The organism is Mesorhizobium sp. M0626, assembly GCF_040320665.1.
In the GTDB taxonomy this organism is placed as follows: Bacteria; Pseudomonadota; Alphaproteobacteria; order Rhizobiales; family Rhizobiaceae; genus Mesorhizobium.
Map to the genome: position 1 here is coordinate 15,184 of NZ_JAMYQD010000012.1, position 15,251 is coordinate 30,434.

Below are 15,251 nucleotides of genomic sequence, written 5' to 3' on the forward strand. Positions count from 1 at the left end.
AATAGAGCGGGAATTCGCCCGCCACGACTGAATTCAGGCCCGGGTTGGATAACCCGGGCCTGATTCCGATCAAGCGATCAAGTACCGGCACCGCTGGCGCAAGTGCCAATACCGGAATCGTTCATGGCGGTGCAAAGGCCCGAGAAACGACCCGTGACCCACATGCCAATGCCGATGATGAACCCGATAGAGGCCACCGCGATGATGCCGATCAAGATAGAATATTCGACCATAGCAGCGCCGTTTTCGTCGTCGCGGAACTGCCGGGTCATCGTCATGAGCTTTTTCATGTCAATTTCTCCCTCTGGAGGTTTCAAACCCGACGAGACAGAGCCAGGATGAACTCCATACCCAAGCATCCCCCGTCACCTCAATCCTAAGGCTCGCGAAAAAGCAGAGTCAAACGGGATTAACAATTCCTTAACCTTCCAATACCTATGCTCGCGAGTTCAAGGGCGACTTGAATTCTTACAAGAGCTTGATTCTGCTGATTTTTCAATCCTCCTTAACCATTCGTTCACAATTTGGCCACAGCCAAGGCAAAACGATAGCAGTATTAGCATACCTGCATATTCCTTTATATCTAAGGGTTTACGGAGATTTTTCACCCGCATCTCATTTGTTTCGGCATGAAAGGTCCCGTGAGGTGGAAGTTGGGTAGAGGGTTAAGCGCGCGGGTCGAAATAAAACGATATTTTTCTGGCGTCCTCTTTAACTATGTTGAAAGCATTGGCCTCACGTGAGACCCTCCAGCGCTTGTGCCTCGCTTGGTTAACGTTTAGTTTCCGCTAATAAGGGGCTAGCGGGGGTATAAGGGATTATGCTGGGGCGGTTTATCAAGGGACCGAGTGAACCGCAGGCGCTGCAGCAGCAAGTGCCGGTGCCAGCAAGCGTATCGGCACCAGCCCCGCCGCTTGAAGTTGAACCGCATGGCGATGATTTTCTGACGCTCAAAGTCGAGCTGCATCGACACCTGATTGACAGGTTCAATCTGTCCGCTCTTGAAACAGCCTCCAAGGACCAGATACTGAACGAGATCCGTCCGATCGTGCGCGAGTTCGTTCGCACTCGTGCCGTGCCGCTAAACGCCCGCGAGCTGGATCAGCTGACCAGCGACACCGCTGACGAGATGCTGGGCCTCGGGCCGATCGAACCGCTGCTCAAGGACGACTCCATCACCGACATCCTCATCAACACGCATGAGCGCGTGTTCATCGAGCGGCGCGGCGTGATCGAGGAGACGGCTATCCGTTTCCGCGACGAGGCGCATCTGTTGCGTGTCATCAACAAGATCGTCTCGGCTATCGGTCGGCGCGTCGATGAGTCGGCGCCTATGGTCGACGCCCGCTTGGCGGACGGCTCGCGCGTCAATATCGCTGTGCGACCGATTTCCGTGGACGGCCCGCTGGTGTCGATCCGCAAATTCTCCAAGAATCCATATTCGCTCGAGCGCCTGATGACGTTCAATTCGATTCGCCCGCCAATGATCGAGCTGCTGCGGATCGCCGTCCAGGCCCGCAAGTCAGTCCTGGTCTCGGGCGGCACCGGCAGCGGCAAGACGACCTTGCTCAACGCGCTCTCGAGCTACATCCCGGCCAGAGAGCGCCTGATCACCATCGAGGACGCGGCGGAACTGCAACTGCAGCAGCCGCATGTCGGTCGTCTGGAGACGCGGCCACCGAATGTCGAGGGCAGAGGCGAGGTTCGTCAACGCGAACTGCTGAAGAACGCGCTTCGCATGCGGCCGGACCGCATCATCGTCGGCGAGGTTCGCGGCGAGGAGGCCTTTGACATGCTGCAGGCCATGAACACCGGCCATGAGGGGTCGATGACCACCATCCATGCCAACACGCCGCGCGACGCGATCTCGCGGCTGGAGCAGATGGTCGGCATGGCCGGCATGCCAATGACGCACGAATCCATCCGGGCGCAGATTGCCTCAGCCATCGACATCATCGTGCAGACGCAGCGGCTCGCCGATGGCGGCAGGCGCGTAACGTCGATTTCCGAGATTACCGGGATGGAAGGCAATGTCGTCCAACTGCAGGAAATCTATCACTTCGTGAGGCGCGATGTAGCTGCGGATGGAATGATCATCGGGGATTTTCGCGCCACCGGTGTCCGCCCGCGCTTCGCGCCAGAGGCCGCAACGCTGGGGCTCCATTTCGGCAAGGATGCCTTCAACCCGCAGGTCGCCCTCTGATGCTTAGTGGACAGGCGCTCCTTTATTTTATCTACATGCTTGCGGCAGCCTCGGTGATCCTTGCCGGCGAAGCCCTTTACCTTTCTTTGGCCGGTCGCCGCTCCCGACTCGTGGCGGTGAACCACCGGCTCCGTCGTCTCGCTGATGAAGCGCCCGCGGAAAAAACCTTGCAAGGGTTGCTGCGAGAACGCGGCCTGACCGATTCAGGAGATTTCATCTTCGGCTTTGTCTCGCTGAACAGGCTTTATACCCAGTCCGGCATCACCGGAAACCCGATGACCTTCGCAGCCTCGTTTTTCCTGGCCGGCCTCGCGTTGGCTTTGCTCCTCTGGCTTTTCCTGCACGTTTCGGCGCCGGCAGCCTTCATCATCTTTCTCGTGGTGGGCTTTGCCTTGCCTGTTCTTGTTTTGCGCCGGGCACGTAACAAACGGATTCGGAAATTCGCCAAGCAATTGCCCGATGCACTGGACATGATCGTTCGTTCCTTGCGCGCGGGCCATCCTGCCTCAGTTGCGATAGGTCTCGTCGCCCGCGAGATCCCTGACCCGCTTGGCACCGAATTCGGCATCGTCGCCGACGAGATTACTTTCGGACTCAGCATGGAGCAGGCAGTGCGAAAATTAACGCAACGGGTCGGCTTCGAGGGACTCAATCTGCTATCGGTGTCCCTTTCTATTCAGGCGAGGACCGGCGGCAATCTTACCGAAATCCTGGCAAATCTCTCAACCGTGCTGCGGGAACGCCAGAAACTGCGGTTGAAGATCAAGGCATTGTCGGCCGAAGGCCGGGCCTCGGCCTGGATCATTTCCTTGTTTCCGCTCGTCATGTTTGGGGCGCTCTGGCTGATCGCACCCAGCTACTACGGCAAAGTCTGGAGTAGTCCTCTCATTACGCCTGCATTCGTCATCTTTGGAAGCTGGGCGCTGTTGGGAGACTACATCATGTATCGAATGGTTAATTTCGATTTCTGACAGGAGCCAGTCATTAATCTGTTTTCGAACACCGACGACCTGACCTTTTTTGTATCCATCGCAGTCTTCGCGTCGGCGGTGGCGCTGTTCCTGTTTGCGGCGCTGGTCTTCCTGCCGGCATTGCAAACCCGGAAGCTGGTTGCGGACAGCCTTTTGGGCGAAGGCTCTGTCGATCCGCGATCGATCCTGGGACGGGAGCGCCTCGCCAAGATCGCGGCGCAGAAGCCGGTCGACGCTTACTTCAGGTCGATCGAGAAAGAGCGCACCGAGCCCAATGCTCTGGAGGCGAAACTCTTCCGCGCTGGATTTTATCGAGCGGGCGCGCCGCTCGTCTACACGGTTTGTCGCCTCGGCGCCGTTGGTTTAGGCTTTCTGGTCATGCATGCCCTGCTGTCGTGGGTGCTGCCCCCACGACTGCCGGGATTCGTAACTTTCGGCGGCTCGGCCTTGCTTGGGTTAGCCTGCATTGTTATTCCCAGCATCATGCTGGACCGGTTCGAGAATGCACAGAAACAAGTCTATCGTCGCGCCTTCCCTGATTTCATGGATATGATGATCACTTGCGCCGACGCCGGTATGAGCCTCGAGGCCGCGGTCGAACGGGTAAGCCAGGAACTTGCGGCCACGCACAAATGGCTGGGGATTCAGCTCACGATCATGAATCTGCAACTGCGCGCCGGCAAGCCACTTCGGGAAGGGCTTCGCGAACTGGCTGACCGAATCGGCCTTGACGAGGCGCGGGCGCTGGCCGTGCTGTTCCGGCAGTCGGAAGAACTGGGCACCAGCCTGACTGACGCCCTGCGTGTCTACAGCGCGGAGATGCGCAGCCAGAGGATTCTGCAGGCGGAAGAGCGCGCCAACGCCTTGCCTGTCAAAATGATGATCCCACTCGGACTCTGCATCTTTCCGGTGGTGATGATGGTAATCATGCTGCCGGTGATCATTCGCATGAAGGGCATTTTCTTCTAGTTGCCTATATGCTCTGTTCCTAATATCGGTCGGGGGACTCGGGGAGATTGTATGAAAAGGCCAATTGCAGTGGTGGCCTGCCTGTTCATGGCGGCACTCGCCGGCTGCCAGACGAACGGAGCGGACGGCGTCGTTCGAACCAACGAGCCGTCGAAAGGCGACGTAACGTCCTTTGGCGATGCATTCGACGGGTTGAAGACGGTCGGCGATGTTGAATACTACGCCTCGGACCAGGCCGTCGCGGAGGCCAAGAACCAGTTTCGTGCAGAAAATTACGGCAATGCCGGCGCACTGTTCTTCAAGGCGACGCAGCTTGCCCCCAATGATGGCGGCGCCTGGATGGGACTGGCCGCCTCTTGCGACCGGATCCATCGCTTCGACCTTGCCGATCGGGCCTATGGCCGGGCCTTCAAGCTGTCGGGTGCGACGCCCGAATATTACAACAATGTCGGCTATTCCTTTCTGCTGCGCGGCAAGCTGCAGGACGCGCGCAGCAATTTCCTCAAGGCCTACGAGCTGGCGCCCAATGACCCGACTGTGGTCAACAATCTGAAGCTGCTGTCGTCCAGCGTGCAGAACATCGAGCGGTAGGATGTTGTTTGCCGCGTCGCTGTCGATAAAGGCGCTTGTGATCCCTCTGCTGGCATGGGTCGCCTGGATAGACTTCTCGGCGCAGAAGATATCCAACCGTGATGTGCTGCTGCTCTTGTGTCTCGGGCTGGGATCGCTTCAGCTTGTTTCCATAGCTAGTGGATCGTGGTGGGATATGGGATTGAGCGCGGTCGCCGGATTTGTGCTGTTCGTCGCGCTCTTTCCGTTCTGGATTTTGCGCAAGGTCGGAGCCGGCGACGTCAAGCTGATGGCGGTCGTTCCGTTTCTGACCGGTGGAAACGGTCTCGCCCTGTTCTCGGTGCTGCTATTGGTTTTCGCCGTCGCCACAGTGGCGATCATGAAAAACCCTTTCATGCTGCCGGCAGGCGCGTTTCGGGTCTATATACAGCACTTGGACCGCAAGGGCGTCGTGCCTTTTGGCGTGCCGATTTCAGCTGCTGCGATCTGCACGATAGCGTTCCAAATCTATGCCACTCTGGCGCTGGTGGGCAGTTCTGGGATACTGCGGCAGCTTAACTAGCGCTTGGTTCCGGAGATTTTCTTCCATGTCGATAGCGCGGCTGGCGATCCGTACCACTTCGGAGGCGTGGCGCGCTAATCAGCCATTTTTCGTGACGGTATTCGCCTATGTTCTACTGGCGCTTATTGCTGCGGCGCATTGGAACATCGTCATAAACTTGAAAATATATAATAAGAATTTCTTATTTTTTGGGGCAGCCGTAACCCTGATCCTTCTCGCTGTAGTCCTGGTTCGGTTGACTATTCAACGGCCGGAGCAACCGTTGCGTGCCATGAAGGATCTCATGCTGGCCAACAACCTGCCGGATCGAATTGCATTCGGACTGCCCGTTGCGCTCGTCATCCCGCTCTTTTTCTCGATGTTCACCAGCATCAAGGGGGGACTCAACAGGATCCAACCATTCTACGCCGACACGTCCCTGGTGGCGATCGACAGAGCAATTCATGGCGGGGTCGATGCATGGAGGTTTTTTCATCCTGTGCTTGGCTTTGGCCCTGTCACCTTTTCGCTGAACGTTCTTTACAATCTCTGGTTTGCCGAGGTTTTCATCGTTTTGTTTTGCGTCGCTTTTTCAGCGGGGAATGGACGGCTGCGTTCCCAGTTTCTGGTCGCGTTTGTCCTTACCTGGGTGTTGATAGGTAACGTTTTGGCGGCAGCCTTCGCTTCAGTTGGGCCGGCATTCTTTATGCCCTTTTACGGCGATGGTACCTTTTCTCCCCTGATGGACTACCTTCAGTCGACCAATTTGACCTATCCCGTCTCGGCGCTGGCTACGCAAAATTATCTGCTGGTCGATGCCGGGTTTGATGGTCCACGCTTGGGCAGCGGCATTTCAGCATTTCCGTCGTTGCACGTGGCTGTCGCGACCCTGAACGCGATTTATCTCTGGCGTTTCCGGCGTTTGCTCCGCTGGGTCAGCATTGCGTTTCTGGCCGCAATCCAGCTGGGCTCGGTGCACTTGGCCTGGCACTATGCGGTCGATGGATACGCTTCCATGCTGATGACGCCAATCATCTGGGCTATTGCAGGGTGGCTGTCGAACGCCCAGCCTGGCCTTCGGATCGGTATGAAAGATCGTCGGGTCGAAACAAACTGAGCCTGCTTGTACCGCGATTGTACACGGCTACCTCCTATTCCAACGAGATCACCTTTCCACCAACAAATCGCCTAACAACGCGCGTTGAGGGGCGGCGTCATGGCTACATGCAGACTTGGCATCGAGGCTAAACAGCGCTTGCCACTCGACGGGTGGCTCCGTTGAAATATAACCTGTTATTGCTTTGCGCCTGTAAACTCTCCCGTGCCACGCCAGATCAGCCATATCAGGATGATCGAGACATAGCCGTCAATGGCGTAGTGCCAGCTGAAATAGACCGAGCCCAACATGATCGCTGCGACGTAGAGCCAGGCGAAGATGCCGGCCGGCCGGTTGATGCTGCCAAGCAGCAGCGCGTTAAGCGTGACCATGGCGACATGGAAGCTTGGCATGGCGGATATGCCGCTCCCGATCGAGGTCTGGCGGCTTGTATAGGACGACTAGAGATAGTCGCTTATGCGCAGGATGGCCGCGCCTGCATTGCTGCTTCGAAGCGAGGCGGTGAGATCGTCAAACAGGTCCGGGTCAAACAGCCGATCGTAGAAAGTCGGGCCTGCGGATGATCCCGCTACCCGCGCAACAATGCCGAGGATGACCGCGGTCGCAGAGAGCGACAAGAAGTATCGCTGGCGCTCGGCGGCGTGATCCATCCATGCGGCTGCGACCACCACGAAGGCGACCACCACGAACCACAATTGGGCATAGAGGACATAGAGGATTTGATCGACAACACCTGGCAAGGAACCGAGCGCGCCCATTTCCAGACATGCCCGAAATGCAAGGCCGCATCGATTTCGGCAAGCTGCTGGTCGGCGAAGAACGGCACCATCTGCGCAAGCTCATACTTGTACGTGGTGAAGGCGGCCAGGCAGAGAATGAAGATGCCAAGGGTGAGGGTCGCGCCGCGCCAGCGGGAGCTGATTTTCCCGAGGAATCAAGTCGCAGGGGCGCGCCTGTCACTGAATGGTGCCGCGATGCCGATCCCGAGCAGGATGATGAAGGGCAGCAGGAAATAGAGGATCAGCAGTCGCCGCGTTCCCAGTGCCGCGAGGTAGGTTTCAGGGAAAAGGCCAGCCGCGACGCCGGCGTAGCAAAGGCCGAAGATCGCCAGTTTTGCCGATAGCCCTATCCTCGGTGCGGAAGTTAGGTCAGCGCTCGCCGCCATATTCGCTTCTTTGGGGGGGCCTTCTTCAGAAGGACCGGAGCGTCGGCCGCGACCGGAGCCGGTGGGGTAAACATCAAGTATTGGACAACGGTGACGAACCCACCGGCACCGGCGCTCGCAATCGCGCAAATCAGAAGCATTCTCAAAAAGCCCACGCGGAAATCGCTCCTCAAGCCGGGAGAGAGGATGCGCTCGACTTGGTTAAGAAGCAACTACTACGATGACCAGAAAGGAGAGACCGATGGCCGTCTAGAGCAGCGAGGGCTAGAGGTCTTTGCAAATACCATCGTCAGCTTGCTGCAACTCGCTCGGGTTCGCAGTCTCGGCGAATGCTGCAAAGGCGCGTAGATCGGTGAAAACGACGGTTACCCCGCGACGGTGACTTTAGAAGCGGGTCGCATTCCGTTAAGGACTGCGTTTGAGAGTTCGCTAACTCAGCCGGAAGGGCACCTTCGAAGCCACGAAGCGGGTACCGTCTCCATCTATTGCAGCAACGCGATTGCTGCGTCTCCGAGACCCTTTGGTGGGGTGCCGCTGTAGCCATCCAGGTTGACGCTCGAATCTCCATTGTAAGAGAATTGCCAAGCAACAATCCATCCCAGGCCGGTAGCCAACTTCTTGTCATTGCTCCCTTTCATTTTAAGGTGGTGCATTGGCGAGTATATTGTACCATTTACAGAGTAATTGTTATTTATTGCAAGCGATATAGTCGGCAACAATGGCAAGGCGGTACGCGATCCGAAGATGGCAATGCCGGTATAAACGCCGCTTGTAGGAGCGGAAAGTTTCATGGCGCCGTTACCACCTGCCTGTATGATGCTGGACTTGGAATCGACGAATATGGTGACTTCCTTGCCTGTGATTTTCGCATTGTTGCTGATGCCGACTATCGCATTGTGAAAGTAGTGAACGCCTGGGGAAAGCACAATTTTTCCACCGAAGTCGATGCTTCCGCAGAACACCCGCCCGGCCGGAATGGTGACATCCGAGAGCGCCTGGTTGCTGTAATCGCAACCGGTCGGGGGAACCGGTTCTGGTGTGGTGACAAGTGGGTCGGCGAGGAAGGGCTGGTTCGTCTTCGGGGAAACACTGTATCCGCCGCCTTGGTAATTGCCGACTACCGAGATTTTTGTCGCGGCGATTTTGCCGGCCCCAACGTGTCTCAGTGCTTCGGGGCTGGAAGAATTTACCTGAATGCCACAATTTGGCACCGACACCTTTCCCAACCCGGTCACACTCAGCGCTCCGGTTGACTCTGGATCGAGAGCATAGATGCAGTATTCCGGGGGCGCCTTTCGTGCCTTTGCCGTGACGTGAAGGCTGATCGCCCGAATGCCGGCAAGGTTCATAAAGTCCGTCGGCATTGAGGCGGTGATTTCAACTGCTGCCTCCCGCGACACGGGAGTGGGCGTTGTGATGTCGACTTCAACCACCCCGCCGACCGCAAAAGAGCCGTTGCCAAGCGCAATGTTCTTGGCGGCCGCGACGGCTTCCTCGTCTCCACCGTCGCTCTCTATAGCTGCCAGAGCCGCTGAATCGGCCAACTCTTGCAGTCTGGACTTCCAGGTGACGGCACTGGTAAGGTCAATGGCCACGCCCAAGACCAAGCATAGCGGTAGCGCCACCAACGCCGCTGCCACGGCAAAGTTTCCGCTCCTATCGAGCAGCAGGTCCTTCAGCTTTCGCATTGAGATGCCCTCGCAGAGAAGCAGCCTAGATCGAATCGCGTTTAAACTTTACTAAATTAGAATATCCTAACTAAATTGCATTCCGCTGCAGGCTGCGCAAACTTTGGCCAAGCGACTCGCGCTAGGCTATCTCGCTCATCGAGGTATCTACATCTTGCCGAGCTACAGGACCGCAGATCCCGCTATTTGAGTCCGAATGCGTTCGCTGCCTGATCCGAACCCAACATATCACTTGCCGAATGCCCGACGCCCGGCAAGATCACAAGACGCCAGTTAAAGGGCCACCCGTTGGCGGTCGCGACAGCTTGCGCTAACTCGTATGTGTACTGGCCCCGTTCCAGGCGTGTCGCCCCCTGGCGCATAGCGGCCGCGCCTTCGTTCAACTCTGCATCGCCTGTATCCTCCTCTCCCAGATAGATCGTCAGCGGCAAAGCCAGGTACGCTTTCATCTCCTGGGTGGCTTGATCCGGCGTATAGACACATCCCGACGAGACGCAGCCGAGCCCGTAGGCCACGGATTCCGCCAGCGAGGGCAGAACATATGAGGATGGATTGGCAACCACCAATCTTTTCGCGTCGGCCAAGGCGAATGCCGCGACGCGAGACGTGAATTGGCCGCCGGCGGAGTGCCCGAAAAGGTAATACTGCGCGTTCGGCAACCCCTCTCGTGACCTCGCCCAGTTCACCAGGCCCTTCACATACCAGACGGTCCATCGATCCCGTGGCTGAATAGCGCCGCTGTTGACGATCCCCCCGCGTTGATAGCTCCAGCTTGGGAACCTTTCCAAGTCAAAGAGCGGCGCCATGACGATCAGGCAGTTTCGATCCGCGAGAGACTGCGCATAATCCCTGTAGGAAGACGCCGTTCGGCTCAACCCATGGAAGACGAATAGAATCGCGGGGTTGCTGCAGCTCTTGGGGTGATAGGTATAGACGGTCAGCTTCGTCCCGTTGATGGTTGCTGTGGTCGTACCCTTGCCCACCTTCCAGGCAAGCACTGGGCCTGAGTAGACCAAGCCGCAGGCCATCACCGCCGCAATCAACAGACGGATTGGAAATCGCACCTGCCCCTCCTTATGACGATTGGCATGATGCCATATTTCATTAGAGACTTCTAAACAAATCAAAACCGCCCGGGCGGTAAAGACTTCGTTTCATCATAGGGACTGGTGCTTATCGAAGGACTGCTTTCCCGACTCGATATGCCTGGTTGGAGAGAGACGACTTGGCTCTAACGAGGGCGGTCCGATCATCTCAGCGCGACGGGATAGACAATTTGAGGCATCTGTCCTGGACATCGGCTATTGCACCGCCCAATCCAGGCGACAAATCGAGCAGCCGATCGATCGTCGCCCGCCCGGCCGCCCCTCCCATTATTTTTGGCTGGTAGTCGAGGCGCGGATCTCTGTTTTGAACGTAAACTGGGTATATATCCAAATCTATCTGGCTCGCGCCAAAGTGGAAGCACGGCAAGATAGACTCGCCCTTGCTGTTTCCCGATCCGAAGGCGAAATTGCCGACGCTGTACAGTATGGGGCGATCTTTGTAAATCTCGACCGGCTGGAGGATATGGGGATGATGGCCGATAACCGCGTCTGCGCCCATATCGATGAAAAGCTGTGCTTTCATGCGATCTTCCTCGGAAGGTTGGCGCTGGTATGGTGCGCCCCAATGTACCATCACGGCGATCCGATCGACCAGTGGCCGCAGCCGTGCGAGATCTCTCTCGACGAGTTCGGGAAGATCCTGGGCGGAGCCCGGGAGGTCGTCACGAGCCGCCGTTCGGTCGTTCCAGTAATAGCCGAGAAGTCCGACACGGATATCTGTGCCGTCAAAGATCGCGGGATCGTGCGCCACGCTCTGGTTTCTTCCGCCACCATACGGCCTGATATGGTGTTGTTCCAGGGTGTCAAGGGTCTCAATCACACCATCTCGACCACAATCCTGTATGTGGTTGTTTGCGACAGTCATCGCAGCAAAGCCGGCGCGACGCAGGACTGAGGCAGACTTGGGATCGATCTTGTAAGAGTGGTTGCGCGTGGTTTCTTCCTTCTCGGAATCCGAGGAGAACGGCCCTTCGAGGTTCCCTGTAATCAGAGCGCAGCGGCTGAGGATCGGGCGGACCCAGGCGAAGCAATAGTCCGGGCCGAACCTGCGGATGCGATGCCGCATCCGCATGCCTGTCATGACGTCTCCCACTGCGGCGAGATGGTATGGGGCGGTGGTAGACGACGAGAGGAACAGTTCAAGTTGGTCCGGGTCGAGGAGATCGCCATCGTCCGGAATTATGACCTCCGCAAACCTTTCGCGAATTTTGGCAACATGGCGCTGAACCTCGTCAGACCCATTGAGACGAGAGGAGAGAGGCAGAACCGAAGGTGCACTCAGCATGTTGGTCACAGGCGAGCTAAAGCCTATCCCGCGCTTCTCGAAGATTTCCCGGATCAGCCTCTCATAAAGGCCGCCGGACCTCACGCGGTCCGCATGAAGCAGACACGAGGCAAAGCTGCGTGGTGATGATCTGATCGCGATCGTTCTGACGCGGGAAGGGTCGAATAGGCTGTCGGAAAGTCGCCCAAGCTCCAAAAGGGCACCAACAACCAATTCTATGCAGGCAAATTCGTGCCCGAGAAATGCCTTGTGCAGATCCCATATCGCCCCCGCAACGGCTTGTGCGACCAGCGCCTCCTGCGGCTGCACTTCGTCATCGTCAATGCGAGCGTCATTCGCAAGGCTGCCCGCAGGCACAAACTCGGCATCGTGACGAGCGTGCCAGCACCACACGTGCGGGGTCGACAGCATGGAGGCCGCCAGGTAAGTGCTCACGGCATATTCCAGGGCGCCCGGTCTGCTGAACGCGGCACGCGGTGTACGCAACCTGTCGGCCTGCACGTCAGCGGTATGACGCACGACGTGAAGCCCGAATGCCTGGTATATCATGCCGGCGTCGTGGGATGGGTCGCAGAGATAGGCGCCGCCTGAAATTCGCGGCAGCCACCCTTCCGCGGTGACCCCATGCCCCGGTCCAAAAAGCAACTCTCCGCAGAGGGGAATTGAAAAATCATCGAGATTTTCCATTCTTGCCGGATAACGATATCTGACCCCTTTGACCGGCACCCACCTGCCGGTGTCTTCAGAACTGCCCGGCCTTTGCTTCGGCCGACGTGCATTGACGATCGCCCTGACTTTCGGCAGGGGGCCCACTCCAAGTGAGCGAAGCACATCGTTGATGCGCTGGCTCATCATGGAGATGTGGTAGTAGACGTTGACTTGGCCAAAGCCCGCGCCGGCCTCGCGGCTTTCCAGCCCGCCGCAAACGCCACCGCCAGACGGCTGGAAAGAAAAATTGCCGTCTTCGTCGGGCGACACTTCGCCCATCTGGCCTGTCGGCCAATCCTCTTCCATGCCTGGATGGCTGATTACGTCCACGTACCGCCCACGCAGGCCGCGCCTTCCGGCGCGCTGCGAGAGATATGGCAATTCGACCTCGGCCAGATGAACGCGGCCGCCGGTAAAGTCGGAGTCACATGGCTCCCAGACGTAAACAGAGCCAGTCGCCATATTTACTCCCCTGTAGAGGTTACTGCTTTCGCCGTCATACCCGTACGCAAAGCAGTAACCGCTGCCCTGAGGATATTCGCTACCGCTTTTCCGTCAATTCGTGCCTATCGGACCACTCTTCTTCCGGGTCGCCCCATTGAGGGCGCCCGCTGCTTGGGTCGGTCGCCTCGCCAAGCTCCCGCCGTGCATTGTCCAGCACTTGCGCGAGCGATCCCTCACCGATCAGCTTGAGTTCCTTCGCGACCACGTTCGATTTCGTGAGCGGCCATTTGTCCAGGGAGGCTGCGCGTACGAAACCGTAACCGGACGGCATATGGACCATCAGCCAACCCAGGTTCATCATTTCCGTGGTGAATTCTCTCGGAACCTCCCAGCACCGAAGCGTCCCCGGTCAAGCGCCCGAACCTCTTGTATGACATCCTCGTTCGAGGCTCCCGCCTTGCTCTTGCTGCGTTGCAAGGCCAAATCCACGAGTTCGCGGCATCAACTCGCGAAACAGTCGGTGTGGATAGCAGTTGGAAAAACATATCTATAAACGCTACTCCCTTTTACCTCAGTAGAGAAGCTCCTCCCTGCGGTGAACTCCATTCCTGTGAGGTCGATCCGAAGGTCGCGAGGCCACCAAGCGGATAGCACAAGCGGATAGCAGACGTCGAGCGGCCCGCTCTGCCTCGCCCACTGCTCGAGGGCAGCGAAGGTCATGGCCGAGCTCAGGTCCGGTGAACCAACGATGCTCCGCAACCGCCGTCCCTCATCAGCCTGTCGCGATCTGCGCTCCCGAAAACTTTCAACTCAGTGGAAATTTCCAGCTCCCAATGGTCCGAAAGCCGGAATGCAGGTCACTGCCGAACAGGAAGTCCAGCCGTGGGATGCGAGAGCCCGTTAAACTCTGCGTTCGTTGGCTCTTGCTCAGTCTGCAACCACTGCGCCATGAGGACGCCGAAATCTTCGGGGATCCGCAACGATTTCGATTGGTCCCGCCCCAACTTGGCAAGGTATCCGCACCATTGATCGTATTGCGTTTTGCCGGTGTCGCTCTTCCACTCATCATAGGCATGCGTGGCCAGGCCCTTAATTTCTTTGCTAGGGATCGGTTCGATCCCGTAACGGTATGCGCCCTGCAGGACCGAATATCCAAATATAAGCAGAGCGCCGGCCCAGTCCAGCGCACTCCGTCTCAAACGCCGGTTGATGCTGACGGAGAATCCCGCAGTTTCAACCTCATGCCACCAATCGACTGGCATATACAGAAGGTCACCTGCATTCAGTACGGCAATCTCTCCATGCAGTTGCTTCAGCAAGGGGAACTGGTTAAAATCGGGATTATTCAAATCCACAAGCGCTCGCCTAGGATTGTCGGTCGTCTTTTCATGCTCCGGATAGATGAAACTATAGTCCCAAGGGGGAAACATTTTGACCGCTTTTGTCCCGTGTAGCTGCACGAGGAACGCATACCAATGATCATAGTGTGCCTTGGCGGTAACCCCTTCGGAAGCAACATAGGGAGACGAGCCAATGAACTCCAGATCGCTTGGCCAAGGCAATGCTTCCAGAAGACTGCTGGGAACTTTTCCACCAAACATGTAGTAGCGCTCGTTGGGGTCCATCAGTGGTTGCCATTTCCCCTGGCCTAGGATCCGCTCGAACAACTCTTGAAAGGTCATTTCGCGAGTCATCCCGCTCTTGCGTAAGACATAGGATGCAGCGGACACCGTGGTGTCGTCCCCTGGAACTAGCGTAACCTGGCCGGTATGCCGCGCCCATTTGGGGTCGTCCAAGCCCCAACCGTCGGAGGCTTTAACCCAGCCTCGTACAACAAACGGCCGATTTTTCCCGAGTGCGGTGGAGATTTGCATGCTGTCAATCTCCTCGATCGGTTTCATGCTAAGTTTAGGGAGTTCGCGAACTTCTTCAGGGAGTGTCTGTTTGTTTGCCATGGTCTCCATCCTGGTTGAGATGACCGTTTGCGTCGACAGAAGCCTTCTGGTGGTCAAGGCCGCCGAGATCGATCTATTTGTCCATTGCGCCTGGTTTTTTCCGCGGAATTGGCGCGGCATAAGCGCTTGTTGACTTGCCCACGTGACCGGGTTCACCCAGTTCCTGTCGAGCAATGTCCAACGCCTCAGCCACTGCCCCCTCATTAATCAGCTTGAGTTCCTGCGCGACCGCATCCGATTTTGTGAGCTGCCATTTGTCCAGGGAGGCTGCGCGCACGAAGCCGTAGGCCGACGGCATGCGCACCATCAGCCAACCCAGGTTCATCATCTCCGCAGTGAACTCCCTCACAAATTTTGCCCCCCCTATACGACGCCCGGTCAAGCGCCTGAATGTCTTGTAAGACATCCTTGCACGGGTTCTAGGCTGCCCCGCCTTGTTCTTGGTGCGTTGCAAGGCCAAGGCGACGAGTGCTGCTGCGTCGCCTTGGGAAACATTTGGTGTCGCAGTTGCTGAAACAGTATCCATGAA

General features: G+C 57.4%; 16 protein-coding genes. 7 read left to right on the forward strand and 9 right to left on the reverse strand.

Going from position 1 to position 15,251, the window contains the following annotated elements; genetic code table 11:
- Positions 1-77 precede the first annotated feature (77 nt).
- Positions 78-290, reverse strand: coding sequence for a Flp family type IVb pilin (locus tag NKI37_RS16415; protein WP_023708251.1), 213 nt, complete (start codon positions 288-290; stop codon positions 78-80).
- A 530-nt stretch (positions 291-820) separates the two neighbouring features.
- Between NKI37_RS16415 and NKI37_RS16420 the strand changes: the two genes are divergently transcribed.
- From NKI37_RS16420 to NKI37_RS16445, 6 genes are read left to right on the forward strand one after another with little or no spacing between them, the layout of a single operon-like run.
- A complete protein-coding gene (locus NKI37_RS16420; RefSeq protein ID WP_023708252.1) occupies positions 821-2,203 on the forward strand; it encodes a TadA family conjugal transfer-associated ATPase in 1,383 nt (460 codons plus the stop codon).
- Positions 2,203-3,174, forward strand: coding sequence for a type II secretion system F family protein (locus NKI37_RS16425; protein WP_023708253.1), 972 nt, complete (start codon positions 2,203-2,205; stop codon positions 3,172-3,174). The genes NKI37_RS16420 and NKI37_RS16425 overlap by 1 nt, the downstream gene beginning before the upstream one ends.
- An 18-nt stretch (positions 3,175-3,192) precedes the next feature.
- Entirely contained in the window at positions 3,193-4,143 is a 951-nt protein-coding gene (locus NKI37_RS16430; protein WP_023708254.1) for a type II secretion system F family protein, read from the forward strand.
- Between the two features lie 51 nt (positions 4,144-4,194).
- Entirely contained in the window at positions 4,195-4,734 is a 540-nt protein-coding gene (locus tag NKI37_RS16435) for a tetratricopeptide repeat protein (RefSeq protein WP_023708255.1), read from the forward strand.
- Between the two features lies 1 nt (position 4,735).
- A complete protein-coding gene (locus NKI37_RS16440) occupies positions 4,736-5,275 on the forward strand; it encodes a prepilin peptidase (RefSeq protein ID WP_023708256.1) in 540 nt (179 codons plus the stop codon).
- A 25-nt stretch (positions 5,276-5,300) separates the two neighbouring features.
- Entirely contained in the window at positions 5,301-6,371 is a 1,071-nt protein-coding gene (locus tag NKI37_RS16445; protein WP_050590881.1) for a phosphatase PAP2 family protein, read from the forward strand.
- Between the two features lie 176 nt (positions 6,372-6,547).
- Here the strand turns inward: NKI37_RS16445 and NKI37_RS16450 are convergent, their stop codons facing one another.
- Together NKI37_RS16450 and NKI37_RS16455 are read right to left on the reverse strand one after the other, a co-directional pair.
- A complete protein-coding gene (locus NKI37_RS16450; RefSeq protein WP_280790681.1) occupies positions 6,548-6,784 on the reverse strand; it encodes a phosphatase PAP2 family protein in 237 nt (78 codons plus the stop codon).
- 27 nt (positions 6,785-6,811) lie between these two features.
- Entirely contained in the window at positions 6,812-7,129 is a 318-nt protein-coding gene (locus tag NKI37_RS16455) for a hypothetical protein (RefSeq protein WP_023807448.1), read from the reverse strand.
- A gap of 17 nt (positions 7,130-7,146) precedes the next feature.
- On the opposite strand from NKI37_RS16455, the gene NKI37_RS16460 reads away from it, so the two are divergent.
- A complete protein-coding gene (locus tag NKI37_RS16460; protein WP_155927168.1) occupies positions 7,147-7,494 on the forward strand; it encodes a hypothetical protein in 348 nt (115 codons plus the stop codon).
- Between the two features lie 524 nt (positions 7,495-8,018).
- Here the strand turns inward: NKI37_RS16460 and NKI37_RS16465 are convergent.
- The 6 genes from NKI37_RS16465 to NKI37_RS16490 form a co-directional block, all read right to left on the reverse strand.
- The gene (locus NKI37_RS16465) at positions 8,019-9,224 is read right to left on the reverse strand and encodes a TadE/TadG family type IV pilus assembly protein (RefSeq protein ID WP_023708262.1); all 1,206 of its coding nucleotides are present in this window, start codon (positions 9,222-9,224) and stop codon (positions 8,019-8,021) included.
- 182 nt (positions 9,225-9,406) lie between these two features.
- Positions 9,407-10,288: an alpha/beta hydrolase gene (locus NKI37_RS16470; RefSeq protein WP_155927166.1), complete on the reverse strand. Its 882-nt coding sequence runs from the start codon at positions 10,286-10,288 to the stop codon at positions 9,407-9,409.
- Between the two features lie 190 nt (positions 10,289-10,478).
- The gene (locus tag NKI37_RS16475) at positions 10,479-12,785 is read right to left on the reverse strand and encodes a CapA family protein (protein ID WP_023807447.1); all 2,307 of its coding nucleotides are present in this window, start codon (positions 12,783-12,785) and stop codon (positions 10,479-10,481) included.
- Between the two features lie 79 nt (positions 12,786-12,864).
- Positions 12,865-13,128, reverse strand: coding sequence for a hypothetical protein (locus tag NKI37_RS16480; RefSeq protein WP_031208144.1), 264 nt, complete (start codon positions 13,126-13,128; stop codon positions 12,865-12,867).
- Between the two features lie 496 nt (positions 13,129-13,624).
- Entirely contained in the window at positions 13,625-14,722 is a 1,098-nt protein-coding gene (locus NKI37_RS16485) for a cupin-like domain-containing protein (protein WP_196814079.1), read from the reverse strand.
- 73 nt (positions 14,723-14,795) lie between these two features.
- On the reverse strand, positions 14,796-15,248 hold the full coding sequence (locus NKI37_RS16490; protein ID WP_196814078.1) for a hypothetical protein: 453 nt from the start codon (positions 15,246-15,248) through the stop codon (positions 14,796-14,798).
- Positions 15,249-15,251 lie beyond the last annotated feature (3 nt).